This window comes from Streptomyces sp. 2-1 (assembly GCF_048564895.1).
In the GTDB taxonomy this organism is placed as follows: Bacteria; Actinomycetota; Actinomycetes; order Streptomycetales; family Streptomycetaceae; genus Streptomyces; species Streptomyces phaeochromogenes.
Genome location: NZ_CP183383.1, coordinates 7,607,878 through 7,625,638 on the forward strand (window position 1 = coordinate 7,607,878; position 17,761 = coordinate 7,625,638).

At 70.5% G+C, this 17,761-nt stretch carries 19 protein-coding genes; 14 read left to right on the forward strand and 5 right to left on the reverse strand.

All coding sequences use genetic code 11. The features are described from left to right. Positions 1 to 51 precede the first annotated feature (51 nt). From ACN20J_RS33580 to ACN20J_RS33600, 5 genes are all read left to right on the forward strand, one after another. Positions 52 to 1,050, forward strand: a complete 999-nt coding sequence (locus ACN20J_RS33580; protein WP_189843719.1) for an ABC transporter permease — start codon at positions 52 to 54, stop codon at positions 1,048 to 1,050. Further along, complete coding sequence (locus ACN20J_RS33585) at positions 1,047 to 2,144, forward strand: ABC transporter ATP-binding protein (RefSeq protein ID WP_189843677.1); 1,098 nt, start codon at positions 1,047 to 1,049, stop codon at positions 2,142 to 2,144. The genes ACN20J_RS33580 and ACN20J_RS33585 overlap by 4 nt, the downstream gene beginning before the upstream one ends. 23 nt (positions 2,145 to 2,167) lie before the next feature. Further along, positions 2,168 to 3,475: an ABC transporter ATP-binding protein gene (locus ACN20J_RS33590; RefSeq protein ID WP_419667452.1), complete on the forward strand. Its 1,308-nt coding sequence runs from the start codon at positions 2,168 to 2,170 to the stop codon at positions 3,473 to 3,475. Positions 3,476 to 3,541: 66 nt separating this feature from the next. Next, positions 3,542 to 4,204 (forward strand): trimeric intracellular cation channel family protein, encoded by a 663-nt coding sequence (locus ACN20J_RS33595; RefSeq protein ID WP_189843675.1) that lies wholly within the window; start codon positions 3,542 to 3,544, stop codon positions 4,202 to 4,204. Between the two features lie 108 nt (positions 4,205 to 4,312). Next, complete coding sequence (locus tag ACN20J_RS33600) at positions 4,313 to 5,173, forward strand: thioesterase family protein (RefSeq protein ID WP_190232230.1); 861 nt, start codon at positions 4,313 to 4,315, stop codon at positions 5,171 to 5,173. Between the two features lie 243 nt (positions 5,174 to 5,416). Here ACN20J_RS33600 and ACN20J_RS33605 read toward each other — a convergent pair whose 3' ends face one another. Beyond that, positions 5,417 to 5,647 carry a hypothetical protein gene (locus ACN20J_RS33605; protein WP_361901363.1) on the reverse strand — a complete coding sequence of 77 codons (231 nt, stop codon included), beginning with the start codon at positions 5,645 to 5,647 and terminating at the stop codon, positions 5,417 to 5,419. A gap of 263 nt (positions 5,648 to 5,910) precedes the next feature. After that, the gene (locus tag ACN20J_RS33610) at positions 5,911 to 6,528 is read right to left on the reverse strand and encodes a TetR family transcriptional regulator (protein WP_190232232.1); all 618 of its coding nucleotides are present in this window, start codon (positions 6,526 to 6,528) and stop codon (positions 5,911 to 5,913) included. Between the two features lie 194 nt (positions 6,529 to 6,722). Here ACN20J_RS33610 and ACN20J_RS33615 point away from each other — a divergent pair, with 194 nt between their 5' ends. The 3 genes from ACN20J_RS33615 (at position 6,723) to ACN20J_RS33625 (ending at position 8,626) form a co-directional block, all read left to right on the forward strand. After that, positions 6,723 to 6,887 (forward strand): hypothetical protein, encoded by a 165-nt coding sequence (locus ACN20J_RS33615; protein ID WP_419667453.1) that lies wholly within the window; start codon positions 6,723 to 6,725, stop codon positions 6,885 to 6,887. Between the two features lie 74 nt (positions 6,888 to 6,961). Continuing rightward, positions 6,962 to 7,231: a DUF4190 domain-containing protein gene (locus ACN20J_RS33620; protein WP_189843671.1), complete on the forward strand. Its 270-nt coding sequence runs from the start codon at positions 6,962 to 6,964 to the stop codon at positions 7,229 to 7,231. A gap of 225 nt (positions 7,232 to 7,456) precedes the next feature. Beyond that, entirely contained in the window at positions 7,457 to 8,626 is a 1,170-nt protein-coding gene (locus ACN20J_RS33625; protein ID WP_419667454.1) for a cysteine desulfurase family protein, read from the forward strand. 132 nt (positions 8,627 to 8,758) lie between these two features. Here ACN20J_RS33625 and ACN20J_RS33630 read toward each other — a convergent pair whose 3' ends face one another. Continuing rightward, positions 8,759 to 9,472, reverse strand: coding sequence for an N-acetylmuramoyl-L-alanine amidase (locus ACN20J_RS33630; protein ID WP_190232234.1), 714 nt, complete (start codon positions 9,470 to 9,472; stop codon positions 8,759 to 8,761). A 60-nt stretch (positions 9,473 to 9,532) separates the two neighbouring features. Here ACN20J_RS33630 and mnmA point away from each other — a divergent pair, with 60 nt between their 5' ends. Then, positions 9,533 to 10,657 (forward strand): tRNA 2-thiouridine(34) synthase MnmA, encoded by a 1,125-nt coding sequence (mnmA, locus tag ACN20J_RS33635; RefSeq protein WP_419667455.1) that lies wholly within the window; start codon positions 9,533 to 9,535, stop codon positions 10,655 to 10,657. Positions 10,658 to 10,698: 41 nt separating this feature from the next. On the opposite strand, the gene ACN20J_RS33640 is transcribed toward mnmA, so the two are convergent. Then, positions 10,699 to 11,481, reverse strand: coding sequence for an alpha/beta fold hydrolase (locus ACN20J_RS33640; protein WP_142940576.1), 783 nt, complete (start codon positions 11,479 to 11,481; stop codon positions 10,699 to 10,701). 65 nt (positions 11,482 to 11,546) lie between these two features. Beyond that, positions 11,547 to 11,870, reverse strand: coding sequence for a DUF427 domain-containing protein (locus ACN20J_RS33645; RefSeq protein ID WP_142940575.1), 324 nt, complete (start codon positions 11,868 to 11,870; stop codon positions 11,547 to 11,549). Positions 11,871 to 12,005: 135 nt separating this feature from the next. Here ACN20J_RS33645 and ACN20J_RS33650 point away from each other — a divergent pair, with 135 nt between their 5' ends. From ACN20J_RS33650 to ligA, 5 genes are all read left to right on the forward strand, one after another. Further along, positions 12,006 to 12,800, forward strand: coding sequence for a class I SAM-dependent DNA methyltransferase (locus tag ACN20J_RS33650; RefSeq protein ID WP_419667456.1), 795 nt, complete (start codon positions 12,006 to 12,008; stop codon positions 12,798 to 12,800). A gap of 105 nt (positions 12,801 to 12,905) precedes the next feature. Continuing rightward, positions 12,906 to 13,445: a TIGR00730 family Rossman fold protein gene (locus ACN20J_RS33655; protein ID WP_189843665.1), complete on the forward strand. Its 540-nt coding sequence runs from the start codon at positions 12,906 to 12,908 to the stop codon at positions 13,443 to 13,445. A 53-nt stretch (positions 13,446 to 13,498) separates the two neighbouring features. Then, positions 13,499 to 14,197, forward strand: a complete 699-nt coding sequence (locus tag ACN20J_RS33660; protein ID WP_189843664.1) for an SDR family oxidoreductase — start codon at positions 13,499 to 13,501, stop codon at positions 14,195 to 14,197. Positions 14,198 to 14,328: 131 nt separating this feature from the next. Beyond that, a complete protein-coding gene (locus tag ACN20J_RS33665; RefSeq protein WP_189843663.1) occupies positions 14,329 to 15,348 on the forward strand; it encodes a methionine synthase in 1,020 nt (339 codons plus the stop codon). Positions 15,349 to 15,363: 15 nt separating this feature from the next. Further along, complete coding sequence (gene ligA, locus ACN20J_RS33670) at positions 15,364 to 17,571, forward strand: NAD-dependent DNA ligase LigA (RefSeq protein ID WP_362296272.1); 2,208 nt, start codon at positions 15,364 to 15,366, stop codon at positions 17,569 to 17,571. Positions 17,572 to 17,761: the final 190 nt, after the last annotated feature.

Below are 17,761 nucleotides of genomic sequence, written 5' to 3' on the forward strand. Positions count from 1 at the left end.
GCCACCGGAAGACCTCCGGTGGCCCGCGGCACCGCCGCCGGGCCGAGAGCAGTGCTCGCATACCTCATCAGGCGGCTCTTCGCCGCCGCAGTGATGCTGGTGGTCATCATTCTGGTGGTCTTCGGCATCTTCTTCCTCGTCCCCCGCTGGGCGGGCGTGGACCCGGCCACGATGTTCGTGGGCAAGCAGGCCGACCCCGCGGCGATCGAGGCCGTGCGGCAGAAGCTCGGTCTGGCAGACCCGATCTTCGTCCAGGTCTGGGAGTTCTTCAAAGGCCTCTTCGTCGGGCGCACCTACGCGGCCGGCGGCGACGTCACGAACTGCGCGGCCCCCTGCTTCGGCTACTCCTTCCGCAACGAGCAGGCCATCTGGCCGGTACTCACCGACCGCTTCCCAGTGACCCTGGCTCTCGCGCTCGGTGCCGCCATCCTGTGGCTGATCTTCGGTGTCGCGGCGGGCGTGCTCTCCGCGCTCAAGCGCGGTTCCCTCTGGGACCGTGGCGCGATGATCGTCGCCCTCGGCGGCGTCTCGCTCCCCATCTACTTCACCGGCCTGCTGTCGCTCGCGATCTTCAGTTACGGACTGGGCTGGATCGACGCCCAGTACGTACCCATCGAGGAGAGCTTCACCGGCTGGTTCGGCGGCATGATCCTGCCCTGGGTCACGCTGGCCTTCCTCTACGCGGCGATGTACGCCCGAATCACCAGAGCCACCATGCTGGAGGTCCTGGGCGAGGACTACATCCGCACGGCCCGCGCCAAGGGCCTGACCGAACCCGTCGTCATCGGCAAGCACGCGATGCGGTCCACCATGACGCCGATCCTCACCATGCTCGGCATGGACCTCGGCGCCCTGATCGGCGGCGCGATCCTCACCGAGACCACGTTCAGCCTTCCCGGCCTCGGGCAGGCGGTTCTCAAGGCGATCAGCGACAAGGACCTGCCCGTCATCCTGGGCGTCACGCTGATCACCTCGCTCGCGGTGATCGTCGCGAACCTCCTGGTGGACCTGCTGTACGCCGTGATCGACCCCCGCGTGAGGCTCTCATGACCGAACTCAGCAAGAGCGGAGCCGCGGTGGGCGAGCCCGTCAAGGACTCGCCCGCTCCCTCCGCCTTCCTCGAAGTCCGCGACCTGAAGGTGCACTTCCCGACCGACGACGGCCTGGTCAAGTCCGTCGACGGGCTCAGCTTCACGCTGGAGAAGGGCAAGACCCTCGGCATCGTGGGCGAGTCGGGCTCCGGCAAGTCGGTGACCTCGCTCGGCATCATGGGCCTGCACACCGCGGGTCAGTACGGCAAGCGCAAGGCGCAGATCTCCGGCGAGATCTGGCTCGACGGCACGGAACTGCTCTCCGCCGACCCCGACTACGTGCGCAAGCTGCGTGGCCGCGAGATGGCGATGATCTTCCAGGACCCGCTGTCGGCGCTGCACCCGTACTACACGATCGGCCAGCAGATCGTGGAGGCCTACCGGATCCACCACAAGGTCGACAAGAAGGTGGCACGCAGGCGCGCCATCGAGATGCTCGACCGGGTCGGCATCCCCCAGCCGGACAAGCGGGTGGACAGCTATCCGCACGAGTTCTCCGGCGGTATGCGCCAGCGCGCGATGATCGCGATGTCGCTGGTCAACAACCCCGAGCTGCTGATCGCCGACGAGCCGACGACCGCCCTGGACGTGACCGTCCAGGCGCAGATCCTCGACCTCATCCGGGACCTGCAGCAGGAGTTCGGCTCCGCGGTCATCATCATCACCCACGACCTGGGCGTCGTCGCCGAGCTCTCCGACGACATCCTGGTGATGTACGGCGGCCGTTGCATCGAGCGGGGCCCGGCCGAGAAGGTCTTCTACGAGCCCAGGCACCCCTACACCTGGGGCCTGCTCGGCTCCATGCCGCGCCTGGACCGTGAGCAGACCGAGCGGCTGATCCCGGTCAAGGGCTCCCCGCCCTCGCTGATCAACATCCCGTCGGGCTGCGCCTTCAACCCGCGCTGCTCGTACGCGGACGTCCCCAAGGACAACGTCACCCGCACGGTCCGCCCCGAGCTGACCGAGGTCGGCAGCCAGCACTGGGCCGCCTGCCACATGACGCATGAGCAGCGGGAACGGATCTGGACCGAAGAGATTGCGCCGAAGCTGTGAGTGACAAAGCAGAGGACAAACCCGTGGCCATCCCCGCGCAGAGCGACGGCACGGCGACGCTCACCAAGGACGCCGCCCCCGGCGAGACGCTCCTGAAGGTGACCGGCCTGCAGAAGCACTTCCCGATCCGCAAGGGCCTGCTCCAGCGGCAGGTCGGCGCGGTGCGGGCGGTCGACGGCATCGACTTCGAGGTCAAGTCCGGCGAGACGCTCGGTGTCGTGGGCGAGTCGGGCTGCGGCAAGTCGACCATGGGCCGGCTGATCACTCGGCTGCTCGAACCGACGGCGGGCAAGGTCGAGTTCGAGGGCAAGGACATCACGCACCTCAGCGTCGCGGGCATGCGCCCGATGCGCCGTGACGTCCAGATGATCTTCCAGGACCCGTACTCGTCGCTGAACCCGCGCCACACGATCGGCACGATCATCAGCGCCCCCTTCAAGCTCCAGGGCGTCTCGCCCGAGGGCGGCATCAAGAAGGAGGTCCAGCGGCTGCTGTCGGTGGTCGGTCTCAACCCCGAGCACTACAACCGCTACCCGCACGAGTTCTCCGGCGGCCAGCGCCAGCGCATCGGCATCGCCCGCGCGCTCGCGCTCAACCCGAAGATGGTCGTGGCGGACGAGCCGGTCTCCGCGCTCGACGTGTCGATCCAGGCGCAGGTGGTGAACCTGCTGGACGACCTCCAGCAGGAACTGGGCCTCACGTACGTGATCATCGCGCACGACCTGTCCGTCGTACGCCATGTCTCGGACCGTATCGCCGTGATGTACCTCGGCAAGATCGTCGAGCTGGCCGACCGCGAGTCGCTGTACAAGGCGCCGATGCACCCGTACACCAAGGCGCTGATGTCGGCGGTGCCGATCCCGGACCCCCGGCGCAGGTCGGCCAAGAGCGAGCGCATCCTGCTCAAGGGCGATGTGCCCTCGCCGATCTCGCCGCCGAGCGGATGCCGCTTCCACACGCGGTGCTGGAAGGCCACGCAGATCTGCACGACCACCGAGCCGCCGCTCCTGGAGCTGAAGCCCGGTCAGCAGGTGGCCTGCCACCACCCGGAGAACTTCGAGGACCAGGCCCCGCAGGACACCGTGCTGCTGACCGCCGCGAAGGAAGCGGCGGAGCTGGTGGCCGACGAGGTGCTCGCGGAGTCCGCGGCCACGTCGGCGGCGGTCGCGGCCGAGGTGGCGGCTGTCACGGAGACGCCGGCCGTCAAGGAGTCCCCGGCGGTTTCCAAGGAGGCTCCGGCCTCTACGGAGGCACCGGCGAAGGGCGCTGCCGGCGAGGCCGCTCCCGAGGCCGACGAAGCCTCCGCGGGTGACGCTCCCGCCAAGGAGTAGTAAGTATCACCGAGCCCCTGCCTTGCAATGGAAGGCAGGGGCTCAGTGCTGGGCGAGAATGTTCGGGTGATCCAGGAACTCTTCACCCCGTCCGTCCAGCACACACTCGACCTGGTCGGCATCTTCGTCTTCGCGATCTCCGGTGCCCTGCTGGCCGTCCGCAAGAACTTCGACGTCTTCGGCATCGCCGTCCTCGCCGAGGTCACCGCGCTGGGCGGCGGGCTGTTCCGCGACCTGGTCATCGGAGCCGTGCCGCCCGCGGCCTTCACGGATCTGGGCTACTTCCTCACCCCGCTGCTCGCCGCCCTCCTGGTCTTCTTCCTCCACCCCGAGGTGGAGCGGATCCAGCTCGGGGTGAACATCTTCGACGCGGCCGGACTCGGCCTCTTCTGCGTCGCGGGCACGACGAAGGCGTACGAGTACGGACTCGGCCTCACCGCCTCGGCGACCCTCGGACTCGCGACCGCGGTCGGCGGCGGTGTACTGCGGGACGTCCTCGCCAACGAGGTCCCCTCGCTGCTGCGCTGGGACCGCGACCTCTACGCCGTGCCCGCCATCGTCGGCAGCGCGATGGTCGCCCTGTGCATCCGCTACGACGCCCTGAACACCTTCACCTCCGCGCTCGCCGTCGTCACGGCCTTCGTGCTGCGGCTGCTCGCGATGCGGTACCACTGGCGCGCGCCCCGGGCGTGGCACCGGCGCTCGACGGCGGTCGAGGTGGCGGAGTGAGGGGGGGAGTGAGGGGCCTGAACCGGCGTGAGGCGGGCCACGGGGCGTTTCACGTGATCGAAACAGAAAAAGCTACTGCTTAGTAATCAACTGTTGTACCGTTCAGGCATGTCAGAAGCAGCTTCCGTGCACGCGGTAAAGGCCAGGATCGGCGACAGCGAGTTCGACCGCGACACCGCGGTCACCCGTCGCGCACCCGGCGTCTACGACATCGACCTGTCCGCCGGCTGGACGATCATCAGCGCCGTCAACGGCGGCTACCTGCTCGCCGTCCTCGGCCGCGCGCTCGCCGACGCCCTGCCGCACGCCGACCCGTTCACGATCTCCGCGCACTACCTCACCGCGTCCCAGCCGGGCCCGGCGGTCGTCCGCACCGACGTCGTACGCACCGGCCGCACCCTCTCCACCGGCCAGGCGTCCCTGTTCCAGTACGACGACCAGGGCCGCGAGGTCGAGCGGATCCGCGTGCTCGCCTCCTACGGGGACCTCGACAGCCTGCCCGACGACGTCCGTACGACGGCCCGCCCGCCCGCGATTCCGCCCATGGACCAGTGCTTCGGACCCGAGGACGGACCCGCCCCCGTCTCCGGCAGCTCCGCCATCGCCGACCGGCTGATGCTCAAGCTCGACCCCGCCACCCTGGGCTGGGCCCTGGGATCGCCGTCCGGCAAGGGCGAGATGCGGTCCTGGTTCGGCCTCGCCGACGGCCGCGACCCGGACCCCCTCTCGCTGCTCCTCGCGGTGGACGCGCTGCCGCCGACCGCCTTCGAACTCGGCCTGTCCGGCTGGGTGCCGACCGTCGAGCTGACCGTGCACGTCCGCTGCCGTCCGGCCCCGGGCCCCCTCCGCGTCTCCATCACCACCCGTAACCTCGCCGGAGGCTTCCTGGAGGAGGACGCCGAGGTGTGGGACAGCGCGGACCGACTCGTGGCCCAGTCACGTCAGCTGGCGAGGGTGCGGCTCGGCTGATCCGTACGCGGCCGGCTGCCTCCCGGCCTCTGTCACGGACCTGTACCAGCGCGGGAGTTGGGCCGAGCGGATGTAAGTGCAGGTCAGGGCGGGTTTTTTGAGGCGGTCTTTGCGCCGGCCACAGGCGGGCCACAGCGCGGGCCCAAGCGGGGCCCAGGGACGGTTGGTTGCATGCGGCTCTCAGATTCCGCTCATCCAAACGGGAGTTGCCCTCATGAAGCCTGTCCGCATGACGCGCGTACGTCACGTCCCCGCCATCGCCCTGCTGGCGCTGTCGCCGCTCCTGCTGACGGCCTGCGGCTCCGGCGACTCCTCGTCGTCCTCGGGCAATGGCAACGGCAACGGCGGCTCGGGGCAGCAGAGTTGCCAGGCGCCGTCGGGCGCGCCGAGCGGTGCCCCGTCGGGGATGCCGAGCGGAGCGCCGTCCGGGGGGTCTTCGGGAGCGCCCTCGGGGGCACCGTCGGGTGCCGCCACGGGGAAGGCCCCGTCGGGCGCACCCTCCGGGATGCCGTCGGGGGCGGCGAGTGGCGGTCCGGGCCAGGGTGGCGGTCCCGGCGGGGGCCAGGGAGGCGGCCCGGGCGGAGGCTGCGGGACCGGCGGCCAGCAGGGGCAGGGGCAGCAGGCCCAGGGCTGACCCGCTCGCGGCCGGTGGTGAAGGGCGCGAAGGGCGCGAGGGGCGCGTACGGCACTGTCGTACGCGCCCCTCGCGCGTGCGGGCCGAGTCGTGCCGCGGGGCGTCAGCCCAGCCAGTGACGGCGGCCGATGCTGATCAGCCGCATCCGCCGGGTGGCCACCCGGGCGACCTGGTCCTGTTCCTCGGGGGCGGCCTCCAGGAACGTACTGGCGGTCATCAGCATCTGGTCGACGTACAGGCCGGCGAGCATCAGCAGGTCGTCGTCGCTCCAGCCGGCGGACTCGGGCTGCTTGGCCAGTTCGGCCTTCACCTCGTCGGCGAACCGGGCCATCTGCTCCGCGATCGCCGACCGGACCTTCTGCACGCCGCCGTTGCGCTCACGGGCGATGAACCGGATGTGCGCGGGGTGCTCGCGCACATGACGGGCGATCAGGGCGACGGCACGGTCTATGCGTTCGTCGCTGTCGCCGGAGGCCGACACCGTGCCGGCGATCATCGGGTGCAGGCTGCCCAGCGCCTCCTCGACCAGGGCGACTCCGAGATCCGCGGTCGAGTGGAAGTGCCGGTAGAAGGCGGTCGGGGCGACGCCGACGGCCCGGGTGACCTCGCGCAGACCCAGACTGCTGAGGCTCTGCTCCTCCAGCAGGCTCAACGCGGCGTCCAGGAACGCCTGTCGGGTCTTCTGCTTCTGGGCCTGCCGGATGCCGAGGGTGTGACTCATGCCATGTAGTTAACAACTGTTCTCTGTAATGGGAAAGTCGTACGGCGCGCTAGACTAAGGAGTCAGTGAACAACTGTAACCACAAGCGTTCACCGAGTTGTCGGGTCCCGGAAACATCCGGGGACATTCGCCCCCGTACGGAGCTGTGCGGAGCGGACACGGCGGCTCGCCGGACTCACCACGAGAGGCATCTCATGCTGTTCCTCGTCGCAGCGCTCCTGCTGCTGGGCCTCATGCTCGGCACCGTGGCCCACGCCCCGCTGTCCTTCACCCTCGTCGCCGCCGCCGTCATCGGCGTGTGGCTGGCCGTCTTCGCGGTCCGCGAGCGCCAAGGCCGGCGCCGCGAGACGTCGAGCTGAATCAGCTCAACCGGCCGAAGCCCTCAACCACCCACGCCCCCCTGACTGTTCGACTGCCTGTTGGGAGCAGACACATGGAACTCACCACCGCCGCCCCGCGGCGCCGGAGCACCGTCCGTGACGCCGACGGCATGGCCGTCGCGTCGTTCATCCTCGGCCTCGTCGGCCTGCTGGCCCTGAACATCTTCCTCGGCCCCATCTCCATCGCCCTCGCCTCGGCATCCCTCTACCGCGGCACCACCCGCCGAGGCCGAGCCATCCTCGGCCTCGGCCTGGGAATCGCCGACCTCCTGGTCCTACTGGCGTTCATGTCGGCGGACAGCACGTTGTCTTGGAGCTTCTGAGGCTGACGGCCCACTACTGCTGTGGGCAGGCGTTCCGCAGGGCGATGGGGGTCCCCCCGCTCGAGCGAAGCCGAGAGTGGGGGAGGGTGGGCACAGCCCTAGGCTCCGGGTGCCTGGCCAAGAGGGGCTGAGGGAGAGCCCCGGTAGGGCACCCCGGCGTGCGCCCCGCAAACAACCCCCACCCGACCAGCCCATCAGACAGCGGGCCCTAGAATCGGGCCTACCATGGCATACCTCGACCACGCCGCGACCACCCCGATGCTCCCGGAGGCGGTCGAGGCAATGACCGCGCAGTTCTCCGTCACCGGCAACGCATCCTCCCTGCACGCCGCCGGCCGCCGCGCCCGCCGGACGGTCGAGGAAGGCCGCGAAACCCTCGCGGACGCCCTGGGCGCCCGCCCGAGCGAGGTGGTCTTCACCTCCGGCGGCACCGAGGCCGACAACCTCGCCGTGAAGGGCCTGTACTGGTCCCGCCGCGACGCGGACCCGGCCCGCACCCGGGTCCTCGCGAGCCCAGTGGAGCACCACGCCGTCCTCGACGCGGTCCACTGGCTCGGCGAGCACGAGGGCGCAACGGTCGAGTACCTCCCCGTCGACCGCTACGGCCGCGTCGACCCCGAAGCCCTCCGCGAGGCCATCGCACGCAACCCCGACGACGTCGCCCTCGCGACCGTCATGTGGGCGAACAACGAGATCGGCACGGTCATGCCGGTCCGCGAACTGGCCGATGTGGCAGGGGAGTTCGACGTTCCGCTGCACGCCGACGCCGTCCAGGCCTTCGGCCAGGTCCCCGTCGACTTCGGCGCCTCGGGCCTCGCCGCGATGACCGTCTCGGGCCACAAGATCGGCGGCCCGTACGGCATCGGGGCGCTGCTGCTGGGCCGTGAGTACAGCCCCGTACCGGTCCTGCACGGCGGGGGCCAGGAGCGGCACGTACGCTCCGGGACCCTGGACGTGCCCGCCGTCGCCGCGTTCGCCGTGGCGGGGCGGACCGCCGCCGAGCAGCGCGAGTGGTTCGTCCGCGAGATCGGCGGGCTGCGCGACGACCTGGTCGACGCCGTCCTCCAGGCCGTGCCGGACGCGATCCTCGGCGGCGACCCGGCGAGCGGGGGTCGCCTGCCGGCCAACGCCCACTTCACGTTCCCGGGCTGCGAGGGGGACTCGCTGCTCCTGCTGCTCGATGCGCAGGGCATCGAGTGCTCCACGGGCTCCGCGTGCACGGCGGGCGTGGCCCAGCCGAGCCACGTACTCCTCGCCACGGGCACCGACCCCGACCTCGCACGTGGCACCCTCCGCTTCTCCCTCGGCCACACCTCGACGGAGACGGACGTCGAGGCGGTCGCGAAGGCGATCGGTCCGGCGGTGGAGAGGGCCCGGACGGCGGGGCTGAGCTGAGCTGAGCGCTCCGCTGGATGTGCGGTTCTTCTCGGGTGCGGGCCGTTCGTAGCCGCGGGCCTGCCGTGGCTGAGCGCGCAGTTCCCCGCGCCCCTGAAGGGGCGCCGAGCCAGCCCGTCTCCGCGCGACCGTCTACGCGCTGCGCGTGGACGGCTCGGGCGACGGCGAGGCCGACTGCTCGGCCGCCTTGCGGACGAGGGGTATGTAGCGGCCCCAGTCCCAGTGCGGACCCGGGTCCGTGTGGTCCGTGCCCGGGACCTCGACGTGGCCGATGATGTGCTTCCGGTCGACCGGAATGTCGTACCGGGCGCAGATGCGGGCCGTCAGACGAGCCGAGGCCTCGTACATCGCGTCCGTGAAGTCCTTCGGGCGGTCCACGAAGCCCTCGTGCTCGATGCCGACGCTCCGCTCGTTGAAATCGCGGTTGCCCGCGTGGAACGCGACGTCCAGTTCGCGGATCATCTGTGTGACGCGGCCGTCCTGGCGGACGATGTAGTGCGTGGCGGCGCCGTGCGCGGGGTTCTGGAAGACCTTCACCGCGCTCGCGTAACTGCCCTGTGTGACATGGATGATCACGCGGTCTATACCGAAGTCGTCGGGCCGGTCGGCCATACGCCAGTTCGACGAGGAGGCCGCCACCCAGCGCGCGCCCCGGAAGTCGACCTCGCCCTCCGTGCGCGGCTTCTCCACGCTCGGCAGCCGCCACCACATGCGCCTCAGATCGTCCCCTGCCAGCACGGCCGTGCCCACGGCCGCCGCGGTGGCCACGGCCCCGCCGACGAGCAGCGCACGGCGCCCGATGCGCCGGTCCGAGTCCTTCGCCGTATCCCCACCCTGATCGTGCATGTCTAGTCGAACGGATACTCGTGGGCTCCGGTTCCCACGGACCCGTACCCTGGAAGGGTTATGACTGAGACCTCGCAGCGCCCCCTTCGCGTACTGGCCGCCATGTCCGGTGGTGTGGACTCCGCCGTCGCCGCCGCCCGTGCCGCGGAAGCAGGGCATGACGTGACCGGTGTCCACCTCGCCCTCTCGGCGAACCCGCAATCGTTCCGCACGGGCGCGCGTGGCTGTTGCACCATCGAGGATTCGCGCGACGCCCGCCGCGCCGCGGACGTCATCGGCATCCCGTTCTACGTGTGGGACCTCGCCGAGCGCTTCCGCGAGGACGTGGTCGAGGACTTCGTCGCGGAGTACGAGGCCGGCCGCACCCCGAACCCCTGCCTTCGCTGCAACGAGAAGATCAAGTTCGCGGCCCTGCTCGACAAGGCCCTCGCCCTCGGCTTCGACGCGGTCTGCACGGGCCACTACGCCAAGGTGATCGTGAACGACGACGGCACGCGCGAGCTGCACCGCGCCTCGGACATGGCCAAGGACCAGTCGTACGTCCTCGGTGTGCTGGACGACCGTCAGCTCGCGCACGCGCTCTTCCCGCTCGGCGACACGCTCACCACGAAGGACGAGATCCGCGCGGAGGCCGAGCAGCGGGGCCTCGCCGTCGCCAAGAAGCCGGACTCGCACGACATCTGCTTCATCGCCGACGGCGACACCCAGGGCTTCCTCGCGAACCGCCTCGGCAAGGCGGAGGGCGACATCGTCGACGAGACCGGCACGGTTCTCGGCAGCCACGAGGGCGCGTTCGGCTTCACGATCGGCCAGCGCAAGGGCCTGCGCATCGGCACCCCGGCCCCCGACGGCAAGCCGCGGTACGTGCTCGACATCTCGCCCGTGGACAACACCGTGACGGTCGGCCCGGCGGCCGCCCTGGACGTCTTGGCCCTGACCGCCGTCAAGCCCCGCTGGTGCGGTGCCGCTCCGGCAGGCCCGGGCACGTACACGGCCCAGCTCCGCGCCCACGGCGGCGAGACCACGGTCACCGCCGAACTCGTCGACGGCGAGCTCCAGGTCCGCTTCACCGAGCCCGTCCGCGGCGTCGCCCCCGGCCAGGCGATCGTCCTCTACGACGACACGCGTGTGGTGGGCTCGGCGACGATCACGACGACCACGCGCGCGGCGACCGCACTGGCCTGAGGCACCCCGGCACCGCCCGGCACGGCTGTGCGGCTACAGGGCTACACGGCGAAGAACTCCGCCAGCGCCGGTGCCAGGACCCCGGGATCCACCACGTGGGTCTGGCCCTCCAACACGCGGTACGTCCCGTCCGGCGCCGCCTCCGCGGTGGCCCGGGCGGACTCGCGCATCCACTCGGGGCTCGCGCCGCCCGCCAGGGCCAGAACGGGCACCGGGACGGAGGCGAGGCGCTTGCGGGGCACCAGTCCGTCGCCCATCACGGCGTTGTCGTACGCGAGGGTCGGGGCGACCGCCTCCAGGGCCGGCCACACCGCGGAGTGCCGCATGCCCCTGATGACCTCGGGGGGCGCCCCGGTCAGGGCGATGAACAGCTCCACCGCGTCTCCGCGCCGGTCCTGCGCCAGCAGCTGGGTGAGGCGCTCCGTGTACTCCGCGCGCTGTTTTTCGCCCCCCTCGTAGACGGCGAACGGCGGCTCGTAGACAGCCACTTTGCGGACCGGGAGCCCGCTCGCCGCCGCCTCCACGACCAGTGCGGCGCCCGACGACATGCCGTACAGGCCCGCGCTGCCGTCGCCCGTGGCCTCGATGAGGGCCGCGATGTCCTCGACCTCCCGGGCCACCTCGAAGGGCCCTGTGTCACCGCTCTCGCCGCGGCCCCTGCGGTCGTACACGACCGCGCTGAACCGGTCCGACAGGAGCGAGGCCAGGGGCGCGTCGGAAGCGCCCGTGGCCATGGCCCCGGTCACGAAGATGACCGCCGGGCCCTCACCACTGACTTCGTACGCGATGGGAGTGCCATCGCGCGAGATCGTCTTCTTCTCCATGCCTGTGAGGACTGCCGGGCGGCCCGGAACTCATCGGTGGGACGTGGGTCCGTTCGGAGACGGGGTCAAACGGCTTCTACTTCGTAGAAGCACAGGTGGTCCTTGATCTCGGCGACCTCCGGCTTCGGGTCGGGGTAGCTCCAGACGAGGTCGGGAGCGTCCGGCAGCGACCAGTAGGACGCGTCACCCTTGAAGGGGCAGTGGGTGCGGGTCTCCGACGGGGTCAGCAGATCCAGACGTACGTCCTCCGCGGGGAGGTAGTAGCGCACGGGCAGGCCCGTCTCGCGCAGCAGCAGCGGGCGTGTGCTCTCGGCGAGCACCTGTCCGCCGTGCACTACACGGACGTGCTCGGTGCCCTGCTCGATGGTGATGCGGTGGCCTTGGGTCACGGCTTTTGGGCCTCCTCAGGTAGCGGTCTCGCCCGGTACAGCGCAGGCTGCTGTCGTGTTCTTCCCCCTCGTCCCCGGCATTTCGTCCGTCTCCTCTCTCTGACTCTCTTTGACTGCTCTCCGGCGGAGGTCCTCATGGGAGCCACGCGACTGACCCGCAACCGCACGACCCTCGCCCACCAGGTGCGATACGCCCTGCGGTATCCCGAGAGGGTCCCCGCGCACGCGCGCCGGGTCACGCGTGACGCCTGGCTGCGGCTGCGGTACGGCCACGACCACATCGCGTACTACCGGGCCGTGATGGCCTCGGACACCGCGCGCGGCGCCGAGTCGGCGGTGGGGCACAACCCGTCACGCGACCGGTGGACACAGATCGGCCGGATGCAGTTCGACTACCTGGTGGGGCACGGGCTGAAGCCGGAGCACCGGATGCTGGAGATCGGCTGCGGGAACCTGCGCGCCGGGCGGCTCTTCATCGACCACCTGGAGAGCGGCCACTACTACGGGATCGACATCTCGCCGGACATCCTCATCGCGGCCCAGGACACCCTCGTACGGGAGGGTCTACAGGACCGGCTGCCGCATCTGACACTCACCGACGACCTGACGTTCGCGTTCCTGCCGGACGCGCACTTCGACGTGGTGCACGCGCACAGCGTGTTCTCGCACTCGCCGCCGCACCTCATCGAGGAGTGCTTCGCGCACGTCGGCCGGATCCTCGCGCCCGGCGGCTTCTTCGACTTCACCTTCGACCGGACCGAGGGCAGGGAACACCAGGTCCTGCACGAGGACTTCTACTACCGCACGGAGACCCTCGTCGCACTCGCCGCGACCCACGGCCTGTCGGCCCGCTTCATGGACGACTGGGAGGCCCTGCCGCACCGCCAGTCGAGGATGCGCGTGACGGCGATGCCGGATCCGGTGCCGTGATTCGCGATGACGGGCCCTGACGTGGGATCCGGCCCGTGATCCGCGATCAGGCTCGTGACGTGGGCTCCGGCTCGTGATGTCGGTGCCGGGTCGTAGCGTGGAGCCATGAATATCTGCGTCTTCCTCTCGGCCGCCGACCTCGACGAGCGCTACACCCGCCCCGCCCGCGAGTTCGCCGAACTGCTCGGCAAGGGCGGGCACACGCTCGTGTGGGGCGGTTCGGACGTCGGGCTCATGAAGGTGGTCGCCGACGGCGTGCAGGAGGCCGGAGGGCGGCTGCTGGGCGTCTCCGTGGAGTTCCTGGCGGCCAAGGCGCGCCCTGGCGCCGACGAGATGGTCATCGCGGGCGACCTCGCCGAGCGCAAGGCCCTGCTCCTGGAGAAGGCCGACGCCGTAGTGATCATGGTCGGCGGCACGGGCACGCTCGACGAGGCGACGGAGATCCTGGAGCTGAAGAAGCACGGGCACACCGACAAGCCGGTCGTCCTGCTCAACACCGCGGGCTTCTACGACGGCCTCAAGGAGCAGTTCCGCCGCATGGAGGACGAGGGCTTCCTGCCGCTGCCCCTCACGGAGCTCGTGTTCTTCGCCGAGGAGCCCGTCGGGGCGCTGGCCTACCTGGAGGAGAGCCAGGGCACGCAGTGAGCCGTCGGCAGCGGCCACAGGGCCCGGTGGGGGAGGGACACGCGCGTGCGAGCATGGCGGGCATGCCTACTCATCTGATCACCGGGGCCGGTTCCGGCATCGGCGCGGCCGTCGCCCGCCGCCTCCACGCGCGCGGGGACGAACTCGTCCTGCACGCGCGCGACGCGGGCCGCGCGAAGGAGCTGGCCGCCGAATTCCCCGGGGCCCGGACCCTCGTCGGCGACCTCGCGGACCCCGACCGGCTCTCCTGGGCGTTCTCGCACCAGACGCTGCCCGACCGAGTGGACTCGCTCCTGCACGTGGCGGGTGTGGTCGACCTCGGGCCGGTCGGCGAGCTGACCCCCAAGACGTGGCGTCACCAGCTCGACGTGAACCTGATCGCGCCCGCCGAGCTGACCCGCCACTTCCTGCCCCAACTCCGCGTCACCCAGGGCCATGTGATCTTCGTCAACTCCGGCGCCGGCCTGAGCGCCTCCGCCGGCTGGTCCGCGTACGCAGCCTCCAAGCACGGTCTGAAGGCCCTGGCCGACTCCCTGCGCAACGAGGAGCACGCGAACGGCGTCCGCGTCACGACCGTCTATCCCGGCCGCACGGCGAGCCCCATGCAGGCCAAGGTCCACCAGCAGGAGGGCAAGGAGTACGACGCCTCGAAGTGGATCGACCCCGAGTCCGTCGCGACGAGCATCCTCATGGCCCTCGACCTGCCCCGGGACGCGGAGATCAACGACATGACGGTACGCCCCGGCCGCTGACCGGGATCCGAACCCGGGTACGGACACGGACACGGCCCCGGACCCGCACCTGAGCCTGGACCCGAGCGCAAGCCCGAGCCCGAACACGGACTGTGGCGTCCCGTCCCGCGGGCATTCCGTAGGCTGCCCGGGTGAGCGAAAACAGCGAGTTCAGGCCCGGCCCCGCGACCGGTGTCGGGTCGATGCCGGGCGGGGACGCCCGGGAGGCCGCCAAGACCGTGGCCGGGACCTTCGAGGGCCCCGAGACGGGCATGCCGTTCCTGGCGGAACTGCCGGCGCGCGGCCCCGGCGCCGACATGATCGGGCGGACCGCCGGGATGCTCGCCGAGCTGTACGCGCGCGTGGAGCCCAGCGGCTGGCGGCTCGGGGACCGGCCGGGCCGGGACACCAAGCGGGCCAGGTCCTGGCTCGGCGAAGACCTCGACGCCATGGAGGAGTTCACCCAGGGCTACCAGGGCCCGCTGAAGGTCCAGGCGGTCGGCCCCTGGACGCTCGCCGCCGCGCTGGAACTGCGCAACGGCGAGGTGGCGCTCTCCGACCCCGGCGCCTGTCGCGACCTCGCCGGATCGCTCGCCGAGGGACTGCGCGAACACCTCGCCGAGGTACGCCGTCGCGTGCCCGGCGCGGACGTCGTCCTGCAGCTCGACGAACCGTCCCTCTTCGCCGTACTGAGCGGCCGGGTGAGGTCCGCGAGCGGCTACCGCACCCACCGGGCCGTCGACCGGCAGCTCGTCGAGGCCGCGTTGAGGGACGTCGTCGCAGTGCAGGCCGGCGGCCCGGTCGTCGTGCACTCGTGCGCCCCCGACGTCCCGTTCGCGCTGCTGCGCAGAGCCGGAGCCAGCGCCGTCTCCTTCGACTTCGCTCTCCTCACCGAGCGTGACGACGACACGATCGGGGAAGCAGTGGAAGGGGGGACCAAGCTCTTCGCCGGTGTCGTCCCGGGGACGGATGCCGCATTGTCAGACCCTGCCGGTAGCGTCATGGGTGTCAGGACGCTGTGGCGCAGGCTGGGGCTGAATCCGGGGCTTCTCACGGACGCGGTCACACTCACCCCGTCGTGCGGACTCGCGGGCGCTTCCCCCGAGTACGCGCGCCGGGCACTCGCCCACTGCGCCCGGGCGGCGAGATCCCTCGCGGACAACCCAGAGTAACGGGAGGACGACACGGTGGCCGGCGACAAGGACGCACAATTGGCCTCGGCTGCGGGGCCCGTGCCCGCCGAGGCTCGGGAGAAGCACGCGCAGCTCGCTGAGCAGATCGAGGAGCACCGCTTCCGGTACTACGTGAAGGACGCGCCGGTCGTCAGCGACGCCGACTTCGACAAACTCCTGCGCGCCCTGGAGGCGTTGGAGGACGAGCATCCCGAGCTGCGCACCCCCGACTCACCGACCCAGAAGGTCGCGGGGGCGTACGAGACGGAGTTCACGGCCGTCCAGCACCGCTCACGCATGCTCTCCCTCGACAACGCCTTCGACGACGAGGAGCTGGCCGGCTGGGCGGACCGCGTCGCCAAGGAGGTCGGCACCTCCGACCACCACTTCCTGTGCGAGCTGAAGGTCGACGGCCTCGCGGTCAACCTCACGTACGAGCACGGCCGTCTCACGCGCGCGGCGACCCGCGGCGACGGCCGCACGGGCGAGGACATCACGCCCAACGTCCGTACGATCACGGAGATCCCCGACCGTCTCCACGGCGACCGCATCCCGGACCTCGTGGAGATCCGCGGCGAGGTCTACTTCCCGATGGAGAAGTTCGAGGAGCTCAACGCCCGTCTGGTGGAGGCGGGCGACAAGCCCTTCGCCAACCCGCGCAACGCGGCGGCGGGTTCACTCCGCCAGAAGGACCCCCGGATCACCGCGACCAGGCCGCTGCACATGGTCGTCCACGGCATCGGCGCCCTTGAGGGCTTCGACGGCATGAGCCGCCTCTCCCAGGCGTACGAACTGCTGCACGCGTGGGGCCTGCCGACGACCCGCTACGGCAAGGTGGTCGACGACCTGGACGGCGTACGGGAGTTCATCGCCTTCTACGGAGAGAACCGCCACTCCGTGGAGCACGAGATCGACGGCGTCGTCGTCAAGCTCGACGAGATCCCCCTCCAGGGCCGCCTCGGCTCGACCTCCCGCGCGCCCCGCTGGGCGATCGCCTGGAAGTACGCGCCGGAGGAGGTCAACACCAAGCTGGTCAACATCCGCGTGGGCGTGGGCCGCACGGGCCGCGTCACTCCGTACGCGCAGGTGGAGCCCGTCACGGTGGCCGGCTCCGAGGTCGAGTTCGCCACGCTGCACAACCAGGACGTGGTGAAGGCCAAGGGCGTCCTCATCGGCGACACCGTGGTGCTCCGCAAGGCCGGAGACGTCATCCCGGAGATCCTCGGCCCGGTCGTCGACCTGCGGGACGGCAGCGAGCGGGAGTTCGTGATGCCCGCCGAGTGCCCCGAGTGCGGCACCCCGCTGGCGCCCGCCAAGGAGGGCGACATCGACCTCCGCTGCCCGAACGGCCAGACCTGCCCGGCCCAGCTGCGCGAGCGCCTCTTCTACCTCGGCGGTCGCAAGTGCCTGGACATCGAGAACTTCGGTTACGTCGCAGCCGCCGCGCTCACCAAGCCCCTGGAGCCCGCCGAGCCGCCCCTGAGGGACGAGGGCGACCTCTTCGACCTCACCATCGAGCAGTTGCTGCCCATCAAGGCGTACGTCCTCGACCAGGACAGTGGACTGCCCAAGCGGGACCCGAAGACCGGCGAGGAGAAGATCGCCACGGTCTTCGCCAACCAGGAGGGCGCCCCGAAGAAGAACGCCCTCGCGATGCTGGAGTTCATCGCGGCCGCCAAGGAGCGTCCGCTGGCCCGGATCATCACCGGCCTGTCCATCCGGCACGTGGGGCCGGTCGCGGCCGAGGCCCTGGCCCGTGAGTTCCGCTCGATCGACCGCATCCAGCAGGCCACGGAGGAGGAGCTGGCCGCCGTGGAGGGCGTCGGGCCCACCATCGCCGCCTCCCTGAAGCAGTGGTTCACGGTGGACTGGCACCAGGAGATCCTCCGCAAGTGGAAGGCCGCGGGCGTCCGCATGGAGGAGGAGAGCTCCGGCGAGGACGAGGGACCCCGTCCGCTCGAAGGGCTCACGGTCGTCGTCACCGGCACCCTGGAACATCACACCCGCGACGGAGCGAAAGAGGCACTCCAGAGCCGGGGAGCAAAAGTGACCGGTTCGGTTTCGAAGAAGACGGCTTTTGTTGTCGTGGGTGACAATCCTGGATCGAAGTACGACAAGGCAATGCAGCTCAAAGTGCCAGTTCTGAACGAGGAGGGCTTCGCCGTCCTGCTCGAACAAGGACCGGAGGCAGCGGCCGAAGTCGCGCTTCCGATCGAGGAGTAGCGGTTGAAGACCACCCGTTCGGCGCATACCAGATGCATACGGGTGGCCGGGTCGCATTCGGGCAACCGTCGACGACCGCTGCCCGTGGAAGCCTTCTGCGGCCTACTGTTGAGGTGTGCGCCTGCCGTGCCCAGCTGCGGTTGGGGCATCCCCTGCTCTTCAGGAGCTCTGGGGAAGGGTTGTCAGACGC

Bases quoted from the DNA above. Each gene is read 5' to 3' on its own strand.
- ACN20J_RS33585 (WP_189843677.1), top strand. From the start codon at position 1,047: ATGACCGAACTCAGCAAGAGCGGAGCCGCGGTGGGCGAGCCCGTCAAG.
- ACN20J_RS33600 (WP_190232230.1), top strand. From the start codon at position 4,313: ATGTCAGAAGCAGCTTCCGTGCACGCGGTAAAGGCCAGGATCGGCGAC.
- ACN20J_RS33610 (WP_190232232.1), bottom strand. From the start codon at position 6,528: ATGAGTCACACCCTCGGCATCCGGCAGGCCCAGAAGCAGAAGACCCGA.
- ACN20J_RS33615 (WP_419667453.1), top strand. From the start codon at position 6,723: ATGCTGTTCCTCGTCGCAGCGCTCCTGCTGCTGGGCCTCATGCTCGGC.
- ACN20J_RS33620 (WP_189843671.1), top strand. From the start codon at position 6,962: ATGGAACTCACCACCGCCGCCCCGCGGCGCCGGAGCACCGTCCGTGAC.
- ACN20J_RS33625 (WP_419667454.1), top strand. From the start codon at position 7,457: ATGGCATACCTCGACCACGCCGCGACCACCCCGATGCTCCCGGAGGCG.
- ACN20J_RS33630 (WP_190232234.1), bottom strand. From the start codon at position 9,472: ATGCACGATCAGGGTGGGGATACGGCGAAGGACTCGGACCGGCGCATC.
- mnmA (WP_419667455.1), top strand. From the start codon at position 9,533: ATGACTGAGACCTCGCAGCGCCCCCTTCGCGTACTGGCCGCCATGTCC.
- ACN20J_RS33640 (WP_142940576.1), bottom strand. From the start codon at position 11,481: ATGGAGAAGAAGACGATCTCGCGCGATGGCACTCCCATCGCGTACGAA.
- ACN20J_RS33650 (WP_419667456.1), top strand. From the start codon at position 12,006: ATGGGAGCCACGCGACTGACCCGCAACCGCACGACCCTCGCCCACCAG.
- ACN20J_RS33655 (WP_189843665.1), top strand. From the start codon at position 12,906: ATGAATATCTGCGTCTTCCTCTCGGCCGCCGACCTCGACGAGCGCTAC.
- ACN20J_RS33660 (WP_189843664.1), top strand. From the start codon at position 13,499: ATGGCGGGCATGCCTACTCATCTGATCACCGGGGCCGGTTCCGGCATC.